Raw genomic sequence first — 26,620 nt, 5'->3', positions numbered from 1 at the left:
CCGTCATACGAGGAGATGAAGATGACAACCTATGAAAAATTGATCGCGCAGTTGGAGCAACATCAGGCGAATTTCCGTGTGGTCGAGCATGAGGCCATCGGTCAGACCGATGTCATCAGCGAGATCCGCGGCAATGATCTAAATCAGGCCGCGAAGGCGATGGTGCTGGAGGTGACCATGCCAGAAGGGGCGGAATCCCGTTATCTGCTGGCGATTGTCCCCGGTGATTGCAAAATCAACTTCAAAAGCGCGGCGCGTGCCATTGGTGGCAAGAAATCGAGCTTCGCCGCACCGGAAAAAGCCCAGGAACTGACGCAGTGCGTGATGGGAGCAGTGCCCCCCTTTAGTTTTGATGACCGGCTGGCGCTGCGCGTCGATACGCGTCTGCGCGATGTCGGTACCCTGTGGTTCAACGCAGGTGAACTGGAGCGCTCGGTAGCGCTGAATGTGGATGATTATTTTCGTGTAGTCGGCGATGAATGTTGTGCAGAAATCGCCACCCCCGTGACGGCGACCGCCTGATCGCGGCAGAAGGAATTGTTATGTCAGTTAAAGATCTATTATTAGCCCTGTGTGTCGTGCTGGCCTGGGGTGTCAATTTTGTGGTGATTAAGTTGGGGCTGCATGGCATGCCCCCGTTTTTACTGGCGGGACTGCGTTTTACTCTGGTGGCATTCCCGGCGATCTTCTTTGTTAAACGACCAAACATCCCGCTACGCTGGCTGGTGGTGTACGGCATGACCATCAGCTTTGGTCAGTTTGCATTTCTGTTTCTTGCCATCAAACTTGGCATGCCCGCCGGGCTGGCGTCGCTGGTGGTGCAGGCTCAGGCATTTTTTACCCTGCTGCTCGGCGCGCTATTGCTGGCTGAGAAGCTGCGCTGGAACCATATCGCCGGGATCGTAGTCGCCACCCTCGGTATGTTTATGCTTGCCACTGCCGGTATGGAGGGACAAACCACCGCAGGGATTACGCTGACCACGATGATGCTGACGCTGGCCGCAGCACTGTCGTGGGGGTTAGGCAATATCACCAACAAGATTATCCTGCGTAACAGCAAAGTCCCGGTAATGTCGCTGGTGGTGTGGAGTGCGCTGGTGCCTATGCTGCCGTTCTTCGCCTGCTCATGGTGGTTCGAGGGTGAGGCGGCGATAGTCAGCAGTCTGGTGCATATTTCACTGCAAACCGTGTTGGCACTGATCTACCTGGCGTTTGTCGCCACCATTGTCGGTTATGCCATTTGGGGCAATTTGCTCAGTCGCTATGAAACCTGGCGCATCGCTCCACTCTCGTTACTGGTGCCGGTGGTGGGGATTCTCAGCGCAGCATTGATTTTGGGAGAAACCCTGTCGATGCAGCAAATGTTAGGCGCTACAGTGATTATTCTCGGCCTGCTGATTAATGTATTTGGCGGAATGGTGAGTCAGCGATTTCTGGTAAGAACGTAATAGTTCCCTCTGTAGCGGTGCGATTTATCGCGCTCTTGTCAGGGTTTATTTAAACCCGCGCGATAAATCGCGCCGCTACAACCCCCCTTTGCATGTGAACGTTGCACCCCACCTTCAGAAAAACCTCATCATAACTTCCTGAATTCTTATCAGGTCTGATTTTTTCAGCATTTCACAATTACAAAAAAAGATGAAATCACAAAAAAAATAAAACACAACCAATTGTTTTGTATGGTTTTAATATAATCATGATCAAATCATGAAAATGACGGTCATTAATCATTCCCAGGCTGAAAGAAATCCAGAATAGTCGTCGTACAAGTTTGAAATTCATTTAATGACCACGAAACTCCGTTGCCGAGTAATCTATCCCTCAGGGTCATAAATATTTGATGTATTTTTCACCCTGGAAATTCTACTCATGGAACGATTAGTTAATTGCAATAAGAAACTCTCGCTACTGGCAGCAGCCATTGCTTTTTCCTGTTCTTCCACTATGGCAGAAACGCTAAATTTTAATGCCAACGTTATTGAATCGTTAGGGCTTAGTAATGAACAGGCAAAAAGTGCGATTGAACAAGCAATTAAGCCACAAGGTAAAATGCAAACCGGTGTTTATTTAAATGGTAAATACACAGGCGTTAAAGAAATTGAATTTGATAGCAATGGCAATGCATGTCTGAATAGTGCTTTATTGCAGGAGTTTGGCTTAAAACCTAATGCCTTTGTGGTGACACCAAACTCTGATTGCCTTGATACAACTAAAGTCTCACAGTTAAGAATGAATTATGAGCGCAATAAAAATGCATTAAATATCAATATCCCTGACTTCTATCTGGAAAAAAATTCAGCGTTCTCGAATACACAGTCAGGTGGGTTTGGTACGTTCCTCAATTACAACCTCAGTGGCAATCGCAGTAACAACCGATTTTCGCATACCGATACCCTGACTGCACTGATGAGTTGGGGGGCGAATATCAAGAATGTCTTGTTGCGTACCCACTTTTCTTACCGCAGCTCCCAGTCGTCCAGCGGACTTACCTACAGCAATTACGACCTGAGTAGTGCCTATCTGGAAACAGATATGGCGGATATTTATCGCGTACGTGCCGGTTACATGGGGGTGGGTAACTCGTTGTTTGGTGCCGGTCAGATCACCGGTTTTACACTCAATAACAACGCAGGTCTGAAAGACGGTGATACCACCGTTACCGTCAGTGGCATTGCATCGGGCTATGCTCAGGTAGAGGTTTACCAACAGGGACGCGTGATCTTCAGTCGCCCGGTTCCTGCCGGTCCCTTCTTGTTTGAAGCAGTGCCACTGTATACCGCTTTTGCCGACGCGGAATTGGTGGTTCGGGAAAATAACGGCGGCGAACAGCGTGTCACCATCCCGAAAGCCGCATTTAATGTCAGCCAACAGATGGCAAGTCGCTTTTCATTATTTGCCGGACAAACCGATCCCTCACGCGGTATGGGAAATGTCCCGGTATTGGGTGGTGAGTATCGACTGCCGTTTTATCACTACTTGCAACCTTTTGCCGGGATGATGATTGCCACCCGCTACACGGGGATTGGGGCGGGTGTGGGGGCTAACTGGATTCCCTTCAATACTACCGGGGATATGAACGTCAGTCTGGCCAGAAGCGGCAAGAACGGAGATATCGGCGAGAAAGTTAGCGCGAACGTTGCTTCGCAGCTGGCTAATGCCTCACCCTGGCTCTCTTTGAGTTGGCAGAGCAACTATTATCGTGATCTGGGTGAAAGTCAGCAAACCTTTGAGAAAGACTATTCATATCAGAATTACAATACCCGTTATGCCATCTCTGCGGGTGTGAGTAAGCCATTTGGCTCAATTGGCAGCGGTTTATCTCTGTCGCGTTATTCTTTTTATAATTCACCGGATCGGAATACTCTGAGCGTCTTCGGTTCTTATAATGCTCGTTATTATACTCTCAGCGCGAATATGGCTTATGGCTGGGTACACGGCAACAGCAAAGATAATAACTGGTCAACAACAGTAAACCTGCGGATACCGTTCAACGCTTTTAGTAAAAAAGGTGCATTCTCCTCTTATGTGAATAATTATCAGCGCAATACCATTTTTGGTTCGCGTGTAGATCAGAACATCACCGACAATTTGAATATTGGTGCGGGTATTGATCGCTATACTGGTGTAAGCAATAGCACTAATCATAATGTTAACGCATTCTGGCGTACGCCTTATGCCAACACCAGCGCTTACTACTCTGGATCAAATAACGGCAGTAGAAATTACTCCACCAACGTATCTGGTGCACTGGTTAGCACGGGTGACAAGTTTATTTTTTCATCCGCTCATATTCAGGATAGCTTTGCAATCATTGACACCGGTGTAAAAGGATATACCAGCATCGCCACTCCAACCTCAAGTGTTATTACCAATTATGATGGCTTGGCTGTGGCCCCTCAATTGCATGAAGGAAAAATCAATTCAATAGATATTGTCACCAAAACGCTACCAGATGGTGCTTATGTAAAAAATCCGCACCAGGAAATCACCATCAAACGCGGCGCAGTTGGCAAGATTGATTATAAGTCAGACCAGGAGAGATTTTATCTTGTCAGATTAATAGCTGGAGAAAAAAACATTCCTTACGGGGCAAAAGTGTTAGATGACCATGCCGAATCGCTCGGTTATACCATTGACGAAAACGTACTGATGCTAAGTCATAAACAAGCGGAAAGATTGGAAAACCGTGCAGCAAAAATAAGCAACATCGGTGACATGGTTTGTCACATTGAAAAAGACAGTTTCAAACCCGTATTAACTAATGAAATGATTGATGTACCGGTTACTTGTGGAGAAAAAAATGACACGTATTAATAAAAGGATGCCAACATTTGCTTTGGCAAGTATTTTCATGGCAATGCCCGGTGCTGAAGCAATGGCCTCAGCAGTGCTCCCCACGACATCGGTGCTAATTATTGAAGAAGCTGATCGTGAGGGAACCATTGGTATCAAAAACACTAATAAAGAACCCGTATTGCTGTACAGCAGAGTCCAACGTCTGGAGGATGAAGATCTTGATGCCGTGCTTATACCCAGTCCACAAGCCGTGGTGGTTCAGCCAGGCGAGACACAGACAGTACGTCTGCTGTATCGCAGCAAGAATAAACTGGACAAGGAACATCTGGCACGAATTCAATTTATGGGCATTCCGCCCGAAAAACAGCAATCCGGAGCAAGTGTTGGTTTTATGGTTGGTCAGGACTTACCTGTCGTTATTCGTCCTAAAGGATATAAGCCAGTTGAAAACAAATGGCAGTTCCTCAAATGGAGCATACAGAATACGCAGTTATGTGTGGCTAATGAGACAAAAACTGTGATTCGATTTGTCAATGATGTCACGTTACTGCCAGGGAAAGAAGCAATAAAGATGCCTAAAGCTTATGCACTACCTGGTTCAAAAAATTGTGCAGAATTACCTGCAAATTATAAATACAACCTGGCAAGTAAAGTGAGATTCTCGGCGGTAACCGATTATAACTATGTGATTGACGATCGTCAGGCGGAAATAACAATAGCACCACCATCCTTATCTGTTAAAAAACAGTAATTATTTATATTTAACACTATTAACAAAGCGTGAGTTATTCATAAGGCAATCTCGGCCTAATAAAAACCCATACAAATATATTTGGCAGTTATGTGACTGCCAAACATATCCGGAAAAATTCACCTACGTGAAATACCGGAACACTAAAGCAGAACGCTTGCTGTATCTATGACTATACCTTCTCACAAGAGAATATTTAACAAGGACTTAATTTTATGCGTTATTCAAAATATTTAATTCTCGGTGCAATGATGGCTGCGGGAACTGCCCAGGCAGCAAACACCGCCATTAATGTTCAGGGTAAAATCACACCTCCGGCATGTAATGCTGAGATGTCTGTCGGTGCTGATTTAAACTGGGGGGATATTCCGCACAGTACTTTGAATGCCAACGACATGACCGTGCTTGATGCCAAGACGGCTACTCTGAAAGTAACATGTGAACCTGAGACGAAGACCAGTATCGCCTTTTGGGTAACTGACGCAAATAGCGCAAGTGCACTGGCAGGGAAAAGAATCGGCACTGCCGGTAAGAATGGTGATGATGCAACCCGTATTTTTGGTATTGGTTTCGATCCTATTACCACCAAGAAATTGGGTAACTTTACCTTAATCGGTAAGACGTCATCTTTTGACGGAGCCGAGAATAGCACCAACTTCGGTTATGTTGATAATGGCAGCGCTCATAACGCAACAAATTTCGCGGTAATGCCGTTTAGTCAAGGTTGGGGCATCGGTATTCCTCAGGAGTGGACTGTATTAGACACCACCAATAAACCCGCTTCAGCCAGCGATTTTACCTTCACTTTCGACGTAGTTCCGCAGCTGAATAAGAAGTCAGAAATCACCAACGCGCAGGAAGTGCCGTTCGCCGGTACTGCCCAGTTCTTTGTACGCTATTTCTGATTGAGGTTCTAAGACACGCGATTGATCGCGCAATAACAAAAAACGCCGCATCTTTGCGGCGTTTCTCCTTATAGCAACGCTATTACTTCAGAATTTCAATCCGACGCGGTTTCGCCTCTTCGGGGACGATGCGTTCCAGATCGATGCTTAACAAACCATTCTCCAGACGCGCATCGCGCACCACGATATGGTCAGCCAGCTGGAATTTACGCTCAAAGTTACGCTCGGCGATGCCCTGGTACAGGTATTTACGTTCCTGCTGCTCCTCGGGATGCGCACCGCGCACAACCAGCATGTTGTCATGAGAGGTGATATCTAACTCGCTCTGGGCAAAGCCCGCCACGGCAATGGTGATGCGGTAGTGGTTTTCATCCACCAGCTCAACGTTATACGGAGGATAGCCACCATTGGCCTGGTTCTGATTTGATTCCAGCAGATTGAACAGACGATCGAAACCAATTGCAGAACGATAAAGCGGAGAGAGATCAAAATTACGCATATTAGGACTCCTGAAAATCAGCAAGTTTTGGCAACCTTCCACCATGGACAGGTTGTGCGGCCCGTTGCTCTCCCTGTCGGCGAAAGCAGCGTGACCGTTCCTTAAAAGTGGGCGCTATTTTTTCACTTTCAAGGTTTCACGAGGAATTTCTTGCAGCAATTTTGATGAAATAGCATACACTCAGGTCATTATTCGCCTGGACAGAAAGACATCAACTCAGAGTGATGCTTAATCAGGTGACACACTCCAGCCAGGGCCATGCCATGACTGAAGGGATGAAAGAAGATGATGAAAATGATGAAACGCTTTTTGCTGCCCGGTCTGTTGATCTGTGGCGCAGGTATGACCTCCGGTTGCTCCAGTCTTATGTCTCACACTGGCGCGAGCCAGGGTTATTATCCCGGTACCCGTGCCAGCGCGGAGATGCTGACGGATGACCAAACCAGTTGGGCAATGAAGCCATTACTCGCTATCGATCTGCCTTTCTCTGCGGTGATGGACACCCTTCTGCTGCCGTGGGATTACTTCCGCCACGACGATGACAAATCGATCGATTCACCACGCGAGCGCGTGCTGCAAAGCGAAAAACTGGCCGGGACTCAGGCCAGTCTGGCAACCGCCGCTTCTATGCCTGCGGAGTCGCACTGACGCAGAACAGCTGCCGCCAGCCGTTGATTTCTCGCATATAGGCGATCTTTCCTCCATCCGGCGACCAGACCACCGCATCACCTGACGGCGGCTGGTCACTGCGCTGCGTCAATCGCGTGCATTTGCCGCTCGCCAGCTCGCAGCGCATCACGCTGTTGTCACAGACAAAACTGATGGCCTTACCGGAAGGATGCCAGCTAAAGGCTGACTGGATGCTACTGGCTAGCTGCGTCACCTGACGTGGTATCCCCCCGTTGGGCGACACCGTCCACAGCTGCACCACGCCGTTTTTATCCGCCATGAGAAAAGCGATGGCGCTGCCATCCGGTGCGGCACGTAACCAGTGGCGTGGCTGTAACGCCAGCCCCTGCGTATGGGTAACGCGTCGTTGCTGTACCCCGGACGGCGGCGCTGGCAATGTGTCGGGCGTCCCCTGTAGGGGAGAAGCACCTGACTTCGCGTAATCCGCCAGCGCAGTTGGCAGATCGACCACAAACACTTCCGGTACTTTTTCGCCACTCACTGAGCGGGTATCACCAATAAACGCGATGGCCCAACGCTGCCAACTGCCATCCGGCTTTTGATAGCCGCGATCGCCTATCCAGCACTCCTCGTAGGCACGATCGATTTGATCACTGCCCGGCAGGGGATCACGTTGCGTCTGGCTGACCAGCACACAATAATGGCTTCCCTCATATTCACGCGGATGATGTTTTGACGGGCATACCGGATGCAGCGGCACAGCAACACCGACGTTACGCAGATCTTCGGCCACATCTTTTTCATGCATCACATGATCGTTGTAGGTAAAACTCAGACGCGAACCGTCCGGGCTGAAGACATGAACATGCGAACCACCGCGCAATGCGCCAGGCGTAAAGGGAGCGGTGATATCGCAGGCATCAAGATTCTCCGCGATCCCCTGCTGCACAATCACGCCACGCCGATGGTGGAAATCGTAATGCCAGTGTGCATCGGGATGTTCCGGGCCGTGGATACAGACATAGCGTGGCGGGAGATCCGGGCTGACGGTCACCACGCCAACGTGCGCGCCGTCGCGTGCCTGGTACAACACCTCAACTGCACCGCTTGCCACATTGACGCGTTCAATGGTCAGGCTGGTAAAGGAAGCACCGGAAGGACGGACATCAAACGCCAGCCATTGGCTGTCGGCGGTCCAGACATTGATATTGGTTAGTTGATGATGACGTTCTGCAAAGGTGAGTTGTTTTTCTGACATGGGGTAGCCTTAGATCCCGTAGCGGCGCGATTTATCGCGCAATTTCGTGCGCAATGCAGGAAAAAACCGCGCAATAAATCGCGCCGCTACAGGATTTGCATAGATCAAAGGAGAATTACAGCACCAACTCTTCGATAGCGTACGCCACGCCATCTTCCGCGTTGGTTTTGGTGATGAACTGCGCAATACTTTTTACCGAGTCAATCGCATTGCCCATTGCCACCCCGGTTCCGGCATACTCAATCATCGCCAGGTCGTTTTCCTGATCGCCAATCGTCATAACTTCTGCGGCTTGCAGGCCGAGTTTTTCCGCCAGCATTTTCACGCCATAACCTTTATTGACGCGCGGATCGAGGATTTCGAGATAGTAAGGTGCGCTCTTCAAAATAGTGTAGCTGTCGCGGGCGCGGGCCGGCAGCGCAGCCACCGCCTTATCCAACAACGCAGGTTTGTCGATCATCATCAGTTTCGGGAAGCGCGTCGCCGGGTCCATCTCTTCCACGGCACGATAACGCACCGGGATGCCGGTCAGGCTGGCTTCGTGGATGGTGTACTCACTGATATCTTTGTTCGGCGTATACAACGAGGAGTGGTCAAACGCATGGAAATGGACGCCAAGTTCGCGCGCCAGTTGCTCGACGTAGAGAAAATCAGCAAAACTCAGCGTCACTTCCGCTACGCTTGCGCCGGTATCGGCGCGTTGGACCAACGCGCCATTGTTGCTGATGCAATATTGACCCGGTTGCTGTAAATCCAGTTCTTGCAGGTAGCGCTCGACACCGACAAAGGGGCGACCTGTGGCCAGCACAATGGCAACACCTTTATCGCGTGCACGGGCAATCGCGGATTTTACTGCCGGGGTGATCTGGTGGTACGGGTTAAGCAAGGTGCCGTCCATATCGATCGCAATCAGTTTTATCGCCATAACATCCTCGTTAATTCAGAGTTTGCATCCATGCTAGCGCGATTCAGCTCACATTGACCAGTTTATCGACGCCAGACGGCACCCTGCGTATCATTTCGCCTGGAGTGGCTTGCGCACAAACAGGCCGTAGCTCAGCGCACCAATCATCAGCAATCCCGCGCCCAACAGGAACACGTTGGTGAACTTGCCGGTAGTATCAAGGATGATGCCGGTGACGATCGGGGCCATTGCTGCCCCCAGGAAGCCACCGAAGTTCTGGATCGCCCCCAGCGATGCAACCTGTGATTTTGGCGCGATGTCACTCGCCAACGTCCAGAGCGCCCCCTGCGGCATCTGCGAGCAGAAATAGCCGAGCGCCAGCAGACCAATCGCCAGCGGTGTGCTATCGACAAAAGGAATCGGCGCGACAAAACAAGCCGCCAGCGCTGCACCGGTGACGATAGGGATTTTACGCGCGGTGATGGCACGCACGCCGTTACGCACCAGGCGATCGGACAGCATACCACCTACCAGCACACCCAGAATGCCGCACAGGAACGGAATCGAGGCAATCCATCCGGTAGCTTTCAGGCTGAAGCCGAGGGATTTTTCCAGATAGCCCGGCAGCCAGGTGAGGTACACCCAGATGGTGAACATGATGGAGAAGTTACCGATCACCATAAACCAGGTGGTGCTGTGACGGAACAATGCGCCCCAGCTCGCTTGCGCGCGTTCTTCCGGGGCAGCGACGCTGCGCTGTCCGGCGTGCAGCAGCGCATCTTCACGCGCATCCGGGTCGCGATAGAATTTCCACCACGCCAGCAGCAGCGGAATCCCCATCAGACCAATGGCAACGAACATCCCACGCCAGCCAAAAGTCAGCAGCAGCACGGTAAGAATCGGTGGCGCAATGGCGTTAGCGATTTGCGAACCGGTATTGATGATCGCCGTCGGCAGGCCTCGTTCATTATCACCAAACCAGCGATGGGTGATTTTGATGCCGGAGGTAAAGAATGGCGACTCAGAGACGCCCAGCAGCATACGCAGGCCATAGAAGAAGCTGTAGCTGTTTACGAAAGCCGCCAGCACGGTAAAGCTGGACCATAACCCCAGCGCCCAGGAGAACATTCTCTTCGGACCAAACTTATCCACCAGCCAACCCGCCGGCAGGTTTGCCAACGCATAGGGCCAGAGAAACGCCGACAGCAGCAGGCCCATCTCGGTCTGCGAGAAACCAAACTCTGCCGCGATAGTGGTGTTGGCGATACTCAGGTTGGCACGATCGAGGTAGTTCACCACCGCTGCCAGCAGCAGGATGGTAATGATTCCCCAGCGTAATTTGCCCACAAGCGTGGGCTGCGCCACTGCGGCGCCGGACAAGGTATTCACCGAGGTTTTCATTGTGTTGCCCCCACCGCGTTAAACAGGCTGAGGTTAATTTTGATCACCGCTTTACGGATCGGCTGCGCATCAGGCGCGGCACAGCAGGGACGATGCACGTCATGCGGGAAAAACAGCGCGAACATGCCCGGCGTCAGAGTGATCATCGATTCATCAATTGTGTCCTGATAAAACACCACGTCACGCTCAGCGCGCAGATCTTCAATGATGACATGCTGCGGATGCGCCCGCGCCACGCCAATGTTCTCGCGTCCGGCCAACAGGTACTGAATATCAACGTAGTTAAAATGCGACTCGGCACGGCGATCGCTGGCCGGTTCGGTGTCCATTTCCTGCACCAGGCAGAACATCTGGTTATCCGGCAGCAAGTCATATTTGCCGGTGGCCAGTTGGCTGAAATCGGTGTCGGCTATCCAACGTAACGCCTGGTCGACGATGGGGTGGAAGGCATGGCGCTCACGCGCCCAATCCTGGCTATCACATACAATCATGGTGTTTTCCCTGTCGTTATCATTAATGGGTTCAGGTACAGCCGTAGCGGCGCGATAAATCGCACCGCTACGTATTTTTCTCAGAGGTTTTCGATACGTTGCTGCCAAATCTGGCTGCCATCGCGGATCTGGTCGAGCAATACGCCCAGTCCCCAGAATTTCTCCAGCACGTTGTCTTTATTAACGCGGCAATGCTCGCTGGCGAAGGTGCCCAAGCGTTGATGGTAGATTTTGGCGTTTTTCGGGTAGCCGAGGGTTTCCGTCACCGCGCTGAGCGACAGGAACAGCGAAAGCTCGTGGGCTTTCTCCGCCTGCTGCGCGCCCTGGTGGTACAGCCAGTGATACAGTCCCGGATGGAAGTTGGTGAAGACGCCGCTGAAACCTTTGGAACCGGCCTGCATGGCTGGCCAGGCGATGGCGGCGTTGGCGTTGATCACCGCCAGCGGCGTACCTTCCGCCAACTGCACTCGACGCTGTACCGTCGGCAGATCGCAGCTCACATCTTTCAGCACCACGAAACGGCCGCTGTTGGCGCAGAAGCTGAACTCTTCATCGCTCAACAGACGACGGTACGGAGCCGGACATTCGTACAGGCCCAGCGGCATGGTGTCAGGCAGCGCCTCCAGCAAATGATTGAGGTGTGCGTAGAAGGTTGCGCTGCCCTCATTTTTCGGGTCGAGATGGTTAGTCACCAGCACCAACGCATCGATGCCGGTGTTCGCCATCGCCTGCAACTCGGCGGTTTGTTGCGCCAGATCGTCGCTGATATGACCAGACGCAATCACCGGCACGCGACCCTGCACTTTTTCCACCACAAATTTCGCCAGCGCCACGCGTTCTTCGAGGCTTAAGAACTGCATTTCGCTCGACTGACATACCGCGAACAATGCATCGACACCTTCCGCCAGATACCAGTTAATCAGGCGCTCCAGCCCCGGATAATCAACCTGGTTGTCTGCCGTAAAGGGGGTAAGCATAACCGGCACAATGCCTTCGATTTTTTTCATGTTCTCTCCTGCCAGCGGTTCCACCGCTGTGATTTGTTATCGTTGATGAAGTCGGGCCATAACCTGCTGTCGATCCGGCATATTGCTGGCACCTTCGCGCTCTACCGCCAGCGCGGCAAAGGCCGATGCCCAGGTGGCGGCCTGCAACAGGCTTTGCCCCTGCGCCAGCGCGGCGGCCAGCGCACCGTTGAAGGCATCGCCCGCCCCGGTGGTATCGACGCTCAGCGCCGGGAAGGCCGGAATATGATGAAATTGTTGGTTATCAAGCAGTAACGCACCGCGTGATCCCATAGTGATGATGACGCGTCGCGCGCCCAGTTCGACGATGGCCTGTGCGGCGGCGCGCGCGCTGGCTAAATCGACGATTTCGATGCCAGACAGCAACGAGGCTTCGGTTTCATTGGGGGTTAGCACGTCAATCATCGCCAGACAGCTCAACACCTCGGCGGAAAACGGTGCGGGGTTCATAATCACCCGCACCCCGAGCGTATGAGCGAGACGAATCGCGCTGCGCGTGGCCTCAAAGTTGTTTTCCAGTTGCAGCAGCAGCACGCTGGCATCCGACAACTCGTGGGTCATCTCGGCGATTTCGTCGTCGGTGAAGGTTTTGTTCGCGCCGGAATAGATGGCGATCATGTTCTCGCCATTCTCCTGCGAGACGTAAATGATGGCGCTTCCGGTCGGCTCACTATCCGTCTGGTACAGACGGAACGAGTGGATGCCTGAGGCCGACAGATGGTCAAACGCAAACTTGCTGAACTGATCGGTGCCAACTTTGGCGACAAAATGTACCCGCGTACCGGCACAACTGGCCGCCATCGCCTGGTTGGCCCCTTTGCCGCCCGGACCGAGGGTGCTGCCGAGCGCCAGCAGCGATTCGCCGCCGCGAGGAAAACGTGCAACTTTAGCCACGATATCGACATTAAAGGCACCAAGAATGCAAACTTTGCCGTTTTTTACCGCAGATGTTGCGCTCGGACGCCGCGCCTGCAAACGCTCCAGCAACACTTCAAAATTACCGCCACTTTCGCTGATCAATTTTTCCTGGAGGTTGCGGCGCAGGGCAATCGCCCCGCCATAGCAGCGTTGTACCAATCCCTGACGCGCCAGTGCGCCGAGATCGGTACGAATAGTTTCGCGTGTAACGCCAAGCTGGCTTGCCAGCCCATTAACCGTTACGCGATCCTGTTCATCCAGCCATTTAAGTATTTGATTACGTCGCTCTTCCAGAAACATGCGTCATCCCCTCCGCTTCGCCCAAAGCGTAAGGGAGTGGACAACAGATGTAAGTGACACGGATCGCAGCGCACGGGAAAAAACGGAAGCAAACAAAAGCTAACGCAGATGTTTTTTAAGCAGAAAAGGAAATGTCAGGCGGGTAACAAACAAAAAACCCTTCCCGATTGGGAAGGGTTTTGGCACATCAGATGTCGATGTTGGCGGCTTTCAGCGCGTTCTCTTCGATGAAGGCGCGGCGCGGTTCTACCGCATCGCCCATCAGCGTGGTGAACAACTGGTCGGCGGCGATGGCGTCTTTGATGGTGACGCGCAACATGCGGCGGCTGTCCGGGTCCATAGTGGTTTCCCACAACTGCTCCGGGTTCATCTCGCCCAGTCCTTTGTAGCGCTGAACTGACAGGCCACGGCGGGATTCTTTCACCAGCCAGTCAATCGCTTGTTCGAAGCTGGTTACTGGCTGACGACGTTCGCCACGCTCAATAAACGCATCTTCCTCAATCAGGCCGCGCAACTGCTCACCAAGGTCGCAGATTTTGCGGTATTCAGGACCAGCGATAAATTCGCTGTCCAGCGGATAATCGGTATCCACCCCGTGAGTACGTACACGCAGTACCGGCTCAAACAGGTGCTGCTCACGGTTAGCGCGCACCTGAGCAACGTAGGTGCTGCCATGCGCTTCGCGCTCGGTCAGATAGGCCACCAGACCATCCAGCCAACCTTTCACCGCGGCTTCATCGCTGAGGTCGCTCAGGGTCGGATGGTAAATCAGCCCACGCAGCAGCGCGAGCGGATAGCGGCGCTCCATACGTTTGATCATGCGCTGGGTGCTGTTGAAGCTCGCCACCAGATTTTCCAGCGGTTCGCCTCCCAGTGCCGGGGCGCTAGCGTTGGTGTGCAGGGTTGCGCCATCAAGGGCGATCGCGATTTGATATTGATCCATCGCTTCGTCGTCTTTGATGTACTGCTCCTGCTTGCCTTTCTTCACTTTGTACAACGGCGGCTGCGCGATGTAGACGTGACCACGTTCCACGATTTCCGGCATCTGACGATAGAAGAAGGTCAACAGCAGCGTACGGATGTGCGAACCATCGACGTCGGCATCGGTCATGATAATGATGCTGTGATAACGCAGTTTGTCCGGGTTGTATTCGTCACGGCCAATGCCGCAACCCAACGCGGTGATCAGCGTCGCCACTTCCTGCGAAGAAAGCATCTTGTCGAAACGCGCTTTCTCTACGTTGAGGATTTTACCTTTCAGCGGCAGAATCGCCTGGTTCTTACGGTTACGTCCCTGCTTGGCCGAACCGCCTGCGGAGTCACCCTCCACCAGGTAGATTTCGGACAGCGCCGGGTCGCGCTCCTGGCAATCCGCCAGTTTGCCCGGCAGACCTGCGAGGTCCAGCGCGCCTTTACGACGCGTCATCTCACGAGCACGACGTGCCGCTTCACGCGCACGCGCCGCATCGATAATTTTGCCAACGACGATTTTCGCGTCAGATGGATTTTCCAGCAAATACTCCGCCAGCAGTTCGTTCATCTGCTGTTCAACCGCCGATTTCACTTCTGAGGAAACCAGCTTGTCTTTGGTCTGCGAGGAGAATTTCGGGTCCGGTACTTTTACCGATACCACGGCGATCAGACCTTCACGCGCGTCATCACCGGTGGCGCTGACTTTGGCTTTTTTGCTGTAGCCTTCTTTGTCCATGTAGGCATTCAGGGTACGCGTCATCGCCGCACGGAAGCCCGCAAGGTGCGTACCGCCATCGCGCTGTGGAATGTTGTTCGTGAAGCAGTAGATGTTTTCCTGGAAACCATCGTTCCACTGCAATGCCACTTCCACACCAATGCCGTCCTTCTCGGTAGAGAAGTAGAACACGTTCGGGTGAATCGGGTTTTTGTTGCGGTTGAGATACTCAACAAACGCCTTAATCCCCCCTTCGTAGTGATAATGATCCTTCTTGTCATCGCGCTTATCTTCAAGGCGAATTGACACACCGGAGTTGAGGAACGACAGTTCACGCAGGCGTTTTGCCAGGATGTCGTACTCAAATTCAGTCACGTTGGTGAAGGTTTCATGGCTCGGCCAGAAACGCACGCGCGTACCGGTAGCATCGGTATCACCCACCACCGCCAGCGGGGCCTGCGGCACGCCGTGGACGTAGGTTTGCTGATGCACTTTGCCATCACGACGAATGGTCAGTTCCAGTTTCTGCGACAGGGCGTTAACCACGGAAACACCCACGCCGTGCAGACCACCGGATACTTTATACGAGTTGTCGTCGAACTTACCGCCCGCGTGCAGGACCGTCATGATCACTTCGGCCGCCGACACGCCCTCTTCCGGGTGGATACCCGTCGGGATGCCACGACCATCATCCTGTACCGATACGGAATTATCGGCATGAATGGTGACCACGATGTCACTACAGTAACCGGCGAGCGCTTCGTCGATGGCGTTATCCACGACCTCGAATACCATGTGATGCAGACCGGTGCCGTCATCCGTATCGCCGATATACATGCCAGGGCGTTTGCGTACCGCATCAAGCCCTTTCAGAACTTTGATACTTGAGGAGTCATAAGAATTCGACATCAACGTTTCTCGCTCATTTAATCTTCAGGTTGAACTGCTATTTTACCCTGTTCCACGCGGAACATCTTGCCCTTTTCGTCACTCATGTCGATTACATGCTCGACACCAATGGCACTGACAAACACCTGCGCCTGCGTGGTTTTCAATCGCTCCGCTAACAGGCGGCGACGCACGTCATCCAGCTCTGAAGCAAAGTCATCAATCAGGTAGAGGCAACGGCGTCCACTGCTGCGCGTGAGATATTCCCCCTGCGCCAGGCGCAGCGCGCACATCAGCAGTTTTAACTGGCCGCGTGAGAGTAAATCTTCCACCGGCGTACCCTCGGCACGAATGCGGAAATCCGCTTTGTGCGGGCCGCTGGCGGTGTAGGTTAGCGCGCGATCGCGCTCGAAATTACGTTCCAGCAGTTCGCCGTAGTCGCTCTCCTTGTCCCAGCCGCGCTGGAAGGAGAATGCCAGCTCAAACTCAGGCAAGAACTGGGCACAAGTCGCGGTGATTTCGCTGCAAATGGCTTCGCTGTATTCCGCACGCCAGGCGCTGATTTGTTCGGCCAGCGGCACCAGTTCCTGATCCCACGGACGAATCTGACTGTAACGCGTCACCTGGCGCAGTGCGGCATTGCGTTGCTTCAGCAAACGACGCAGGTTGCTCCAGGCGTTGAAAAAACCGGGGGCGGCATGAAAACAGCCCCAGTCGATATAGGCTCTACGGTATTTGGGGCCGCCGTTGAGTAAAGTAAACCCCTCGGGGGTGATTAACTGCATCGGCAACAACTGCGCCAGTTCGGCGACTTTATGACCGTCGCTACCGTCGATACGTACCTTGCTTTCACCGGCGCGATTTTTGGTCAGCCCGACCGCCAACTCGCGCTCGCCACCTTCGATGCGACCATGCAGCACGAAGGCTTGTTGATCATGACGAATGACCCGTCCGGCCTGCAAACTGCGAAAGGCACGGCCATGCCCCAGGGTGTATATCGCCTCCAGTACGCTGGTTTTGCCGCTGCCGTTGGCACCCACAAGGAAGTTAAACCCCGGCGCTAATGTCAGATCGGCCTGTTCGATGTTACGAAAATCTTTAATCAGGAGGCGGGTTAAAGCCATCAATCAATCCAGCTTTGGAGGACAAGAAGAGGGTGTTTACCAAACTTCAACAAATCAGGCCTGGCTTATTTGCCAGGCCGATATTTTCTACAACCGCATTGGCATGACAACGTAGGCGGCTGCCGGACTGGCAACGTCCTCGATTTGCACACTCGATACGGAGTCAGTCAGTAGCAAACGCACATTTTCGCACTTCAGCGCGTTCAGCACATCCAGCACGTAACTCACGTTGAAACCAATCTCCAGCTCGCTGCCGTTGTAGCTGACATCCAGCATCTCTTCCGCTTCTTCCTGTTCCGGGTTGTTGGCGGTAATTTTGAGCTGATTTTCGGTGATATAGATGCGAACACCGCGGAATTTCTCATTCGACAAAATCGCCGCACGCGCAAACGCCTGCTTCAGCAGATCGCAACCGGCTTCCAGCGCTTTGTCGGGATTTTTCGGCAATACGCGGCGATAATCCGGGAAACGACCATCAACCAGCTTCGATGTAAAAATAAAATCGCCGACGTGGGCGCGGATGTTGCTGCTGCCGATTTGTACCTGTAACGGGGTTTCGCCGCCGTCAAGCAGACGTACCAGCTCAATCACCCCTTTACGCGGCACGATCACCGAATGGTTAGGTAACGCCTGACCGATAGGCATCGAGCAGACCGCCAGACGGTGACCATCGGTTGCGACGGTGCGCAACTCTTCCCCTTCGGTTTCAAACAGCATGCCGTTGAGGTAGTAACGCACGTCCTGATGCGCCATCGAAAACTGCGTAGCTTCAATCAGACGCTTCAGCGTGGCCTGCGGCAGGGTGAATTCCACCTCGCTTTGCCAGTCATCCAGATTGGGAAAATCACTGGCGGGCAGCGTGGAGAGTGAAAAACGGCTGCGGCCAGAGCGTACCAGCATTCTGTCGCCTTCCAGCGTCAGGGTGATCTCTGCGCCATCCGGCAGACCGCGACAAATGTCGAGGAATTTACGCGCCGGAACCGTAGTCGCACCAGGTTCATGCGGCTGCGTTAACGCCACGCGCGCCACCATCTCCATTTCCAGATCGGTGCCGGTCAGCAGCAGGGTGCCTTCATTAACCTGCAGCAGCAAATTTCCGAGGATCGGCAGCGTAGGACGCCCACCAAGCGGGCCGCTGACTTGTTGCAGCGGTTTCAGCAACTGCTCACGTTCAACAATAAATTTCATAGCGTCAGGAAGATAAAGTTCGAATGAGGTTAGAGAAATCTTCTTTGATGTCGTGGCTCTCTTCACGCAGCTGCTCGATTTTACGGCAGGCGTGAAGCACGGTGGTATGGTCGCGGCCACCAAACGCATCACCAATTTCCGGCAGGCTATGGTTGGTCAGCTCTTTCGCCATCGCCATCGCCATCTGGCGTGGACGTGCTACCGAGCGCGAACGGCGCTTGGAGAGCAGATCAGCCACTTTAATTTTGTAATACTCCGCCACCGTCTTTTGAATGTTGTCGATGGTGACCAGCTTTTCCTGCAACGCCAGCAGATCGCGCAGCGCTTCACGCACGAAATCGATGGTAATGGCGCGGCCGGTAAAGTTGGCGTTGGCAATAACGCGATTCAGTGCGCCTTCCAGCTCACGGACGTTAGAACGCAGACGCTTGGCAATAAAGAACGCCACTTCACCCGGCAGGCGAATGTCGTTTTCATCAGCTTTCTTCATCAGGATCGCAACACGCGTCTCAAGCTCCGGCGGCTCAATCGCTACGGTCAATCCCCAGCCAAAGCGCGACTTCAGACGATCTTCCACGCCGTTGATCTCTTTGGGGTAACGATCCGAGGTCAGGATGATCTGTTGATTGCCTTCCAGCAGCGCATTGAAGGTGTGGAAAAACTCCTCCTGCGATCGCTCTTTATTGGCAAAGAACTGGATGTCATCGATTAACAATGCATCGACGGAGCGATAGTAACGTTTGAACTCTTCAATGGCGTTGTTTTGTAGCGCTTTCACCATGTCCTGCACAAAACGTTCGGAGTGCATGTACACCACTTTGGCATTGGGCTTGCGCGCCATGATGCCGTTGCCGACCGCATGTAACAGGTGAGTTTTGCCCAGACCCGTGCCGCCATAAAGGAACAGCGGGTTATAAGCACCACCCGGATTATCCGCCACCTGACGTGCCGCCGCGCGCGCCAGTTGGTTAGATTTACCTTCAACGAAGTTGTCAAAGTTATGGCGGTTATTCACATTGGAGCGGTAAGTTACATCCGCTGGCGCGGGGACAGAGTCCCAGCTTGGGCGCAGCGTTTGCGCCGGAGCCGGACGGCTTTGCGCCGGAGCCGGCGCGCTAACGCTGGCCATCGCAGGCTGGCTGGCCGCAACTTGCGCCACCGGGCGCGTGCCCACCTCAAAACGCAGCAACGGCACATCCGCACCGCAGAATTCATTCAGCAGCCCATTGATACTGTTGAGATATTTATCCCGAACCCAGTCGAGTACAAACCGATTTGGTGCATATAAGGCCAGCGTATTGTCGTTCAATTCAGCTTGCAGCGGACGAATCCACATGCTGAATTCGGTGGCAGGAAGCTCATCCTGCAAACGGGCAAGACACTGTTGCCAAAGCGTAAGTGACACGGCGGACTCCACTCGTACAAAATCGATAAGAATTTTAGGCGCTAATAAAAGAAACGTTCGTTTTTTGACACAGGCGATCAGAAAGCGCCTGCGACCGCTATCCGCGGTAGCCTCCCTGCGATCTCAGAGTGGATCGTCAGCGGAAGGGCGGATCATAGCGCAAAGCGGCACAGAGATCTCCCCTTTCTACACAGTTTTGATCCAATTTATCCACAGGGTGCGGAAGCGCTAAAGAGTTTACGCCTTCTGGCGAAAAAGCGAGCGGGGATCAGGATGAAAGCTGTAAATTTTCTGGCCGTGTCTCGTTTTCCGCAAAAAAAATCCGCCGATCGATCGCAAGAAGATCCTGCTCGATCCTTGCGCTTTAACGTATAGCCCGTATAATTCTCCACCCCGGCGTTGTCGCGTTCAGCCCAATGCCCGGAATCAGCGGGCTGTATCCGGGTTTTCCTGGTACCGCGACCAGCGAAGTAAATTGACTCTGGACTGTACAATTATTACAATCCCGCCTCTTTATTAAAGACACATTGAGGCGTCGGTCGATTTACTGGCCCGAAAACGCGTCACCCAGTGAAAATTTTCAAGTTTAGGTAGAAATCGCCATGAAACGCACTTTTCAACCGTCCGTACTGAAGCGCAACCGTTCTCACGGCTTCCGTGCACGTATGGCTACTAAAAATGGTCGTCAGGTTCTGGCACGTCGTCGTGCTAAAGGCCGTTCTCGTCTGACCGTTTCTAAGTAATAAAAGCTAACCCTCGTGGTTAAGCTCGCATTTCCCAGGGAGTTACGTTTGTTAACTCCCACTCATTTCACTTTCGTCTTCCAGCAGCCACAAAGGGCTGGCACGCCGCAAATCACCATCCTCGGCCGCCTTAACTCGCTGGGGCATCCCCGCATCGGTCTCACCGTCGCCAAAAAACATGTTAAACGCGCCCATGAACGCAACCGGATCAAGCGATTGACCCGCGAAAGCTTTCGTCTGCGCCAACATGAACTGCCCGCGATGGATTTTGTGGTCGTGGCTAAAAAAGGGGTTGCTGACCTGGATAACCGTGCGCTGGCGGAAGCGTTGGAGAAATTATGGCGTCGTCACTGTCGCCTGGCTCGCGGCTCCTGATCGGCCTGATACGCGTGTATCAACGCGCCATCAGCCCACTGCTGGGACCTCATTGCCGGTTCCATCCCTCCTGTTCGCAGTATGGAATTGAGGCCTTACGTCGCTTTGGCGTAATAAAAGGCAGTTGGTTGACGATTAAACGCGTATTAAAATGCCACCCTTTGAACCCGGGTGGCGACGATCCTGTGCCGCCAAAAAAACTTTGAAACCAGAGAACATTAACGATGGATTCGCAACGCAATCTCTTTCTCATCGCTTTTCTGTTCGTGTCTTTTATGATCTGGCAAGCCTGGCAGACGGACCATGCTCCGCAGCCGCAGCAAACCCAGACCACGCAGACCACTAACAGCACAGCGGGTGATGCCGCCACTTCCGGCGTTCCCGGCAGCGGCCAGGGCAAAACGATCACCGTTAAGACTGATGTCCTGTCTTTAAACATCAACACCCGTGGCGGCGATATCGAGCAAGCCTCACTGCTGACGTACCCGGATAAACTGGGTTCGGATGCACCGTTCCAGCTGCTTGAAACTACCCCGGCGTTCATCTATCAGGCGCAGAGCGGCTTAACTGGTCGCAACGGTCCGGATAACCCGAACAATGGCGCGCGTCCGCTTTTCACCACCACTCAGGACCACTTTGAGATGGCGGAAGGTCAGACTGAGCTGCGCGTACCGCTCACCTGGACCGGCGAAAACGGTGTGGTCTACACCAAAACCTTCGTGTTCAAACGCGGCGAATTCGCTGTAAATGTTGACTACAACATCAATAACGCCAGCCAGCAGCCGCTGGAAGTCGCGATGTTTGGCCAGCTGAAGCAGACTATTGAAGTCCCGAAACACCGCGATACCGGCAGCAACAACTTTGCTCTGCACACCTTCCGTGGCGCAGCGTACTCGACCAGCGATGCGAAATACGAAAAATATAAATTCGATACCATCAATGATAACGAGAACCTGAACACCACCACCAGCAACGGCTGGGTGGCGATGTTGCAGCAATACTTTGCTACCGCGTGGGTTCCACGTACTGAAGGCACCAACACCCTGTACACCAGCAACCTGGGTAACGGCGTGGCAGCCATCGGTTATAAATCTGCACCGGTAACTATCGCCCCTGGCGCACAGCAGAATCTTGGCGCGACCCTGTGGGTTGGCCCGGAGATTCAGGACAAAATGGCGGCCATTGCGCCTCACCTGGATCTGACCGTAGATTACGGCTGGTTGTGGTTCATCTCTCAGCCGCTGTTTAAGCTGCTGAAATTTATCCACAGCTTCATCGGTAACTGGGGCTTCTCCATCATCGTTATCACCTTCATCGTTCGTGGCATCATGTACCCGCTGACCAAAGCGCAGTACACCTCGATGGCGAAGATGCGCATGCTACAGCCGAAGATTCAGGCGATGCGTGAGCGTCTGGGCGACGATAAGCAGAAGATGAGCCAGGAGATGATGGCGCTGTACAAAGCGGAGAAGGTCAACCCGCTCGGTGGCTGTCTGCCGCTGGTGATTCAGATGCCAATCTTCCTTGCCCTGTACTACATGCTGTCAGGCTCGGTTGAACTGCGTCATGCGCCGTTTATTCTGTGGATTCATGACTTGTCTGCGCAGGACCCGTACTACATCCTGCCGGTTATCATGGGTATCACCATGTTCTTCATTCAGAAGATGTCACCGACTACCGTGACCGATCCGATGCAGCAGAAGATCATGACTTACATGCCGGTTATCTTTACCGTCTTCTTCCTGTGGTTCCCGTCAGGTCTGGTGCTGTACTACATCGTCAGCAACCTGGTTACCATTCTCCAGCAGCAGCTGATTTATCGCGGCCTGGAAAAACGTGGTCTGCATAGCCGCGACAAGAAGAAAGCGTAACGTCCAGCTCCCACGAGCCACGACGTATACTCAAGGGGCGGCATTTATGCCGCCCTGTTTTTTTGCAAAAAAAGGTGATTTATGAGCCACAGCGATACCATCGTCGCCCAGGCGACGCCCCCCGGACGTGGTGGCGTCGGCATCCTGCGTATCTCCGGTGCCAAAGCCGCTGACATCGCGCAAGCCGTGCTGGGCAAACTGCCGAAACCGCGCTATGCCGACTATCTGCCGTTTACCGATAGCGATGGCAGCGTGCTGGATCAGGGCATTGCGCTGTGGTTCCCCGGACCAAACTCCTTCACCGGTGAAGATGTGCTGGAGTTGCAGGGCCACGGTGGCCCGGTGATCCTCGACCTGCTGCTGAAGCGTATTGTGGCGCTGCCCGGCGTACGCATCGCACAACCAGGTGAGTTTTCTGAACGCGCCTTCCTGAATGACAAGCTCGACCTGGCTCAGGCAGAAGCCATTGCTGACCTGATTGATGCCAGCTCAGAGCAAGCGGCACGTTCGGCGGTGAACTCGTTGCAGGGGGCATTCTCCATCCGCATTAACGCGCTTGTGGAAGCACTTACTTACCTGCGCATCTATGTGGAAGCCGCTATCGACTTTCCTGATGAAGAGATCGACTTCCTCTCAGACGGGAAAATTGAAGCTCAGCTGAATGCGGTGATCGGTGACCTGAATGGCGTGCGTGCTGAAGCACGCCAGGGTAGCCTGCTGCGCGAGGGGATGAAAGTGGTGATCGCCGGACGTCCAAACGCCGGAAAATCCAGTCTTCTCAATGCATTAGCTGGTCGAGAAGCCGCAATTGTCACCGATATTGCCGGAACGACGCGTGATGTACTGCGCGAACACATTCATATCGACGGAATGCCATTGCATATCATCGATACCGCCGGTTTACGCGATGCCAGCGACGAAGTAGAACGCATCGGTATTGAGCGTGCCTGGCAGGAGATTGAGCAGGCTGACCGTGTGTTGTTTATGGTGGATGGCACCACCACTGATGCCACGGAAGCGGCGGCCATCTGGCCCGATTTTGTTTCGCGTTTGCCAGCCGAACTGCCGATCACCGTGGTACGAAACAAAGCCGATATGACAGGCGAGTCCCTTGGTCTGTCTGAAGTAAATGGTCACTCACTTATTCGCCTCTCCGCCCGCACCGGCGAAGGTGTGGATACCCTGCGTGATCACCTGAAACAAACCATGGGCTTCAGCGGCAATATGGAAGGTGGCTTCCTTGCTCGCCGTCGCCATTTGCAGGCGCTGGAACTGGCGGCAACCCATTTGCAACAAGGCAAAGATCAGCTGCTGGGAGCCTGGGCGGGCGAGCTGCTGGCCGAGGAGCTGCGTCTGGCACAACAGGCGTTGAGCGAAATTACCGGTGAGTTCACCTCTGATGACTTGCTGGGGCGGATTTTCTCCAGTTTTTGTATTGGGAAATAGTTGTTTTAACATTCATTCCCCCTGGTTAGCATCGCGGCTAACCAGGGATATTTACTGCAATGTTATTTGGTAACCCTCTCTATTTGCAGTATAACGGTGAAGATCTTCACCAGCCGGACCGCCCTGCTGACTACCTTAATCACCGCCCAAAGTGCACCGACTGATCCAGGCCATTCCTCTATTCATGCTAAACATTGGGCTCAATTTGATGCCTGAAAAGGAGAGAAACATGAGTACACCGCTCGACAGCCTCGCTCTGAATACCCTATTCAATGAGGCTCGCACCCACAGCTACTGGCAGGAAAAACCCATTTCAGAAGAACTGCTTAAACAGCTCTATCAGTTGACGGCGCTGGGTCCGACTTCTGCTAACTGTTCACCGGGTCGCTTTGTATTTGTTACTTCCCAGGAAGGGAAAGAGAAGTTAAAGCCAGCACTCTCCTCCGGTAACCTGGAAAAAACCATGAAGGCACCGGCTACGGTGATTGTCGCCTCAGATCCCGAGTTCTATGAAAATCTGCCGAAACTGTTTCCGCACGGTGATGCGCGTAGCTGGTTCACCAGCAACCCGGAATTGGTCAAAGAGACAGCGTTTCGTAATAGCAGCCTGCAAGCAGGTTACCTGATCATGGCCGCGCGCTCGCTCGGTCTGGACGCTGGCCCAATGTCCGGTTTTGATCCAGCCAAAGTCAACGCCGCCTTCTTCAGCGACAGCAAATGGCAGGTTAATTTGCTGATCAACCTCGGCTATGGCGAGGCCAGCAAGCTGCATGCGCGTCTGCCACGCCTCGGCTTCGATGACGTGTGCAAGTTTGCCTGAACAACGCTTGAATGAATGCGTAACAGCGCGATTTTTCGCGCTGTTTTTCAGAATTGCAGAGGCGGCCTGATTAGCGCGATAAATCGCGGCGCTACAGACCCAGCGAATGAAAACCACTGTTGAAGTAGACCATAGGCTCGGCAGCTTCCCCGGCCAGATTGATACCGACAATCCGTGCCAGCAGCACGCTGTGGGTATGCCATTCCACCACTTTTTCCAACTGACAATCAAAACTCACCAGGGCATCGGCCAGCACTGGCGCGCCTGTGGTGATCGTCTGCCAGTTGCCGGTCTGGAAACGTTCCTCACGGCGTGATGACTGACTGAACTGAGCACACAAATCCGCATGTTGCTCACGCAGTACGTTGACGGCGAAATGGCCCGCCTGCAAAAAATAGGCGTGGCTGGTGGCACTTTGATTGACACATACCAGCAAGCTCGGCGGTTCCGCTGCCAGTGAACTGACTGAGGAGGCAATCAGGCCATATTTTTCACCCGCGTGTTGCGTGGTAACCAGCGAGACACCTGAAGCCAGACGGCGCATACCATGACGAAAGTCATCCAGAGAAATTGATTCCTGGTGTGATGAAGTAACTGACATAAAAAACTCCGACGTGCGTTATTCTGCGATGAAGCGCGGCTGAAATTTAGCGATCATAATTTTCTCATCAGCCAGCTTTTTTTTACCGCCCAAATCCTACACCACATCAGGCTATTCAGCATCCATTCAGGCATTTATCAGCAAACTACTACCATGAAACAGCGGCTGATGCGGCGTCAGCGCATTGTCATGACCTTCGGCGTTATCTGAAATTCAGGTATTCCATGTAATGCCGGATGCAAAGCCATGAGAAAATTCTTACAATAGACCTGATGATTATCCGACCATTTTCACGGAGCGACAGATGGCTAGTCATTTTGTTCGTTGGACGGGTAACCCGCCCCTCTCCTCTGAGACAATGCGGGTCCCACAGGATGTGATCAATAGCGCACAGCGCCTGCCCGACAAGCGTCGGGGACGCTTTCTCGCCGCGCGTGGGCTGTTGGCGCAGCTAATGTTACGCGTCTATGGTATCAATGAATTACCACCGCTTGTGACCACCAGCAGTGGACGCCCTTGTTTTGCCGATTCTGCCCTGCCTGATTTCAGCATTGCCTACGCCGGGAACATGGTGGGTGTGCTGCTGGCCGAAGAAGGCGGGCGTGCCGGGCTGGATATGGAGATTGTACGCGCCCATAGCCGCCAGACTCAGGATACATTAACGCAGGATCTCTCTTCCGGAGAGAAAGCCTGGATTAATGCGCAACAGGATTTTATGGAAGCGGTAACGCAAATCTGGACCCTGCGCCAAAGCATCCTCAAACTCACCGGAGAAGCCGAAAGCGGTATCGATTCGCTGCGACTACATCCAGCCGCGGGACGCCTGCGCTCCAGTATATTTCCTGATATTCAGGCGGTGTGCGATGCCGAACCGACGCTGGTCTGGTCCTGTGCGCTCTCCCCCGGCACCGAACGGCTCCGGCTGTGGGAAATTGATGCCAACCATCAATGGATGCCGTTGCGCGACGTGGAGATAAGTAAACCAAATATCGGACCACGCACGCTACGCCTGACCAGCCTGCCGAGCGAACGCACCACTCCCCAGGAAATGGGACATCTGTGACAAAACAGGCCGCTTATGCGGCCTGTAACGT

General features: G+C 53.3%; 24 protein-coding genes and 1 pseudogene. 13 read left to right on the top strand and 12 right to left on the bottom strand.

Annotated features, from left to right (window positions below; genetic code table 11):
- Nucleotides 1–21 precede the first annotated feature (21 nt).
- From AC6I8T_RS00240 to AC6I8T_RS00220, 5 genes are all read left to right on the top strand, one after another.
- Nucleotides 22–522, top strand: coding sequence for a YbaK/EbsC family protein (locus AC6I8T_RS00240; protein WP_497833410.1), 501 nt, complete (start codon nt 22–24; stop codon nt 520–522).
- 20 nt (nt 523–542) lie between these two features.
- A complete protein-coding gene (locus AC6I8T_RS00235) occupies nt 543–1,448 on the top strand; it encodes an EamA family transporter (protein ID WP_208724472.1) in 906 nt (301 codons plus the stop codon).
- A gap of 421 nt (nt 1,449–1,869) precedes the next feature.
- The gene (locus tag AC6I8T_RS00230) at nt 1,870–4,314 is read left to right on the top strand and encodes a fimbria/pilus outer membrane usher protein (RefSeq protein WP_208724471.1); all 2,445 of its coding nucleotides are present in this window, start codon (nt 1,870–1,872) and stop codon (nt 4,312–4,314) included.
- Complete coding sequence (locus AC6I8T_RS00225) at nt 4,301–5,047, top strand: fimbria/pilus chaperone family protein (RefSeq protein WP_208724470.1); 747 nt, start codon at nt 4,301–4,303, stop codon at nt 5,045–5,047. The genes AC6I8T_RS00230 and AC6I8T_RS00225 overlap by 14 nt, the downstream gene beginning before the upstream one ends.
- 215 nt (nt 5,048–5,262) lie before the next feature.
- Nucleotides 5,263–5,952 (top strand): DUF1120 domain-containing protein, encoded by a 690-nt coding sequence (locus AC6I8T_RS00220; protein ID WP_208724469.1) that lies wholly within the window; start codon nt 5,263–5,265, stop codon nt 5,950–5,952.
- Between the two features lie 82 nt (nt 5,953–6,034).
- On the opposite strand, the gene ibpA is transcribed toward AC6I8T_RS00220, so the two are convergent.
- Entirely contained in the window at nt 6,035–6,451 is a 417-nt protein-coding gene (gene ibpA, locus AC6I8T_RS00215; RefSeq protein WP_013507211.1) for a small heat shock chaperone IbpA, read from the bottom strand.
- Nucleotides 6,452–6,739: 288 nt separating this feature from the next.
- Here ibpA and AC6I8T_RS00210 point away from each other — a divergent pair, with 288 nt between their 5' ends.
- Entirely contained in the window at nt 6,740–7,099 is a 360-nt protein-coding gene (locus AC6I8T_RS00210; protein ID WP_036625886.1) for a YceK/YidQ family lipoprotein, read from the top strand.
- Here AC6I8T_RS00210 and AC6I8T_RS00205 read toward each other — a convergent pair.
- From AC6I8T_RS00205 to dnaA, 10 genes are all read right to left on the bottom strand, one after another.
- Complete coding sequence (locus AC6I8T_RS00205; RefSeq protein ID WP_497833409.1) at nt 7,077–8,339, bottom strand: YidR family protein; 1,263 nt, start codon at nt 8,337–8,339, stop codon at nt 7,077–7,079. The two genes, AC6I8T_RS00210 and AC6I8T_RS00205, sit on opposite strands and share 23 nt — an antisense overlap.
- A gap of 115 nt (nt 8,340–8,454) precedes the next feature.
- Nucleotides 8,455–9,264: a sugar-phosphatase gene (yidA, locus tag AC6I8T_RS00200; RefSeq protein WP_208724467.1), complete on the bottom strand. Its 810-nt coding sequence runs from the start codon at nt 9,262–9,264 to the stop codon at nt 8,455–8,457.
- 90 nt (nt 9,265–9,354) lie between these two features.
- Nucleotides 9,355–10,644 (bottom strand): MFS transporter, encoded by a 1,290-nt coding sequence (locus tag AC6I8T_RS00195; protein WP_021183656.1) that lies wholly within the window; start codon nt 10,642–10,644, stop codon nt 9,355–9,357.
- Nucleotides 10,641–11,135: a NanQ anomerase/TabA/YiaL family protein gene (locus tag AC6I8T_RS00190; protein ID WP_021183655.1), complete on the bottom strand. Its 495-nt coding sequence runs from the start codon at nt 11,133–11,135 to the stop codon at nt 10,641–10,643. The genes AC6I8T_RS00195 and AC6I8T_RS00190 overlap by 4 nt, the downstream gene beginning before the upstream one ends.
- An 80-nt stretch (nt 11,136–11,215) precedes the next feature.
- Nucleotides 11,216–12,142, bottom strand: a complete 927-nt coding sequence (locus tag AC6I8T_RS00185) for a dihydrodipicolinate synthase family protein (protein WP_208724466.1) — start codon at nt 12,140–12,142, stop codon at nt 11,216–11,218.
- Nucleotides 12,143–12,178: 36 nt separating this feature from the next.
- Nucleotides 12,179–13,378 carry a ribokinase gene (gene rbsK, locus AC6I8T_RS00180; protein ID WP_208724465.1) on the bottom strand — a complete coding sequence of 400 codons (1,200 nt, stop codon included), beginning with the start codon at nt 13,376–13,378 and terminating at the stop codon, nt 12,179–12,181.
- A gap of 187 nt (nt 13,379–13,565) precedes the next feature.
- Entirely contained in the window at nt 13,566–15,974 is a 2,409-nt protein-coding gene (gene gyrB / locus AC6I8T_RS00175) for a DNA topoisomerase (ATP-hydrolyzing) subunit B (RefSeq protein ID WP_208724464.1), read from the bottom strand.
- A gap of 17 nt (nt 15,975–15,991) precedes the next feature.
- Nucleotides 15,992–17,077 carry a DNA replication/repair protein RecF gene (gene recF / locus AC6I8T_RS00170; protein ID WP_497833408.1) on the bottom strand — a complete coding sequence of 362 codons (1,086 nt, stop codon included), beginning with the start codon at nt 17,075–17,077 and terminating at the stop codon, nt 15,992–15,994.
- An 87-nt stretch (nt 17,078–17,164) separates the two neighbouring features.
- Entirely contained in the window at nt 17,165–18,265 is a 1,101-nt protein-coding gene (gene dnaN / locus AC6I8T_RS00165; protein ID WP_013507201.1) for a DNA polymerase III subunit beta, read from the bottom strand.
- A gap of 4 nt (nt 18,266–18,269) precedes the next feature.
- Nucleotides 18,270–19,670 (bottom strand): chromosomal replication initiator protein DnaA, encoded by a 1,401-nt coding sequence (gene dnaA, locus AC6I8T_RS00160; protein WP_021183650.1) that lies wholly within the window; start codon nt 19,668–19,670, stop codon nt 18,270–18,272.
- A 602-nt stretch (nt 19,671–20,272) separates the two neighbouring features.
- On the opposite strand from dnaA, the gene rpmH reads away from it, so the two are divergent.
- From rpmH to AC6I8T_RS00130, 6 genes and pseudogenes are all read left to right on the top strand, one after another.
- A complete protein-coding gene (gene rpmH, locus AC6I8T_RS00155) occupies nt 20,273–20,413 on the top strand; it encodes a 50S ribosomal protein L34 (protein ID WP_003849659.1) in 141 nt (46 codons plus the stop codon).
- Between the two features lie 15 nt (nt 20,414–20,428).
- Nucleotides 20,429–20,788: a ribonuclease P protein component gene (gene rnpA, locus AC6I8T_RS00150; protein WP_036625704.1), complete on the top strand. Its 360-nt coding sequence runs from the start codon at nt 20,429–20,431 to the stop codon at nt 20,786–20,788.
- Nucleotides 20,752–21,010: pseudogene (gene yidD / locus AC6I8T_RS00145) on the top strand (membrane protein insertion efficiency factor YidD). Before rnpA ends, yidD begins: the two are co-directional and overlap by 37 nt.
- 2 nt (nt 21,011–21,012) lie before the next feature.
- A complete protein-coding gene (gene yidC, locus AC6I8T_RS00140; protein ID WP_013511118.1) occupies nt 21,013–22,659 on the top strand; it encodes a membrane protein insertase YidC in 1,647 nt (548 codons plus the stop codon).
- Between the two features lie 81 nt (nt 22,660–22,740).
- Nucleotides 22,741–24,105 carry a tRNA uridine-5-carboxymethylaminomethyl(34) synthesis GTPase MnmE gene (gene mnmE, locus AC6I8T_RS00135; protein WP_208724463.1) on the top strand — a complete coding sequence of 455 codons (1,365 nt, stop codon included), beginning with the start codon at nt 22,741–22,743 and terminating at the stop codon, nt 24,103–24,105.
- Between the two features lie 229 nt (nt 24,106–24,334).
- Nucleotides 24,335–24,925, top strand: coding sequence for a malonic semialdehyde reductase (locus AC6I8T_RS00130; RefSeq protein WP_021183644.1), 591 nt, complete (start codon nt 24,335–24,337; stop codon nt 24,923–24,925).
- A 91-nt stretch (nt 24,926–25,016) separates the two neighbouring features.
- Here the strand turns inward: AC6I8T_RS00130 and AC6I8T_RS00125 are convergent, their stop codons facing one another.
- Nucleotides 25,017–25,526 carry a flavin reductase family protein gene (locus tag AC6I8T_RS00125; RefSeq protein WP_208724461.1) on the bottom strand — a complete coding sequence of 170 codons (510 nt, stop codon included), beginning with the start codon at nt 25,524–25,526 and terminating at the stop codon, nt 25,017–25,019.
- Nucleotides 25,527–25,830: 304 nt separating this feature from the next.
- Here AC6I8T_RS00125 and AC6I8T_RS00120 point away from each other — a divergent pair, with 304 nt between their 5' ends.
- Nucleotides 25,831–26,589 carry a 4'-phosphopantetheinyl transferase family protein gene (locus tag AC6I8T_RS00120; protein WP_208724460.1) on the top strand — a complete coding sequence of 253 codons (759 nt, stop codon included), beginning with the start codon at nt 25,831–25,833 and terminating at the stop codon, nt 26,587–26,589.
- The last annotated feature ends 31 nt before the right edge of the window (nt 26,590–26,620 follow it).

Source organism: Pantoea sp. X-Soil-OKNW-556 (assembly GCF_059730695.1).
Note: the sequence above shows the minus strand (reverse complement) of the source record. Positions and strands in the feature narration are given on the sequence as shown.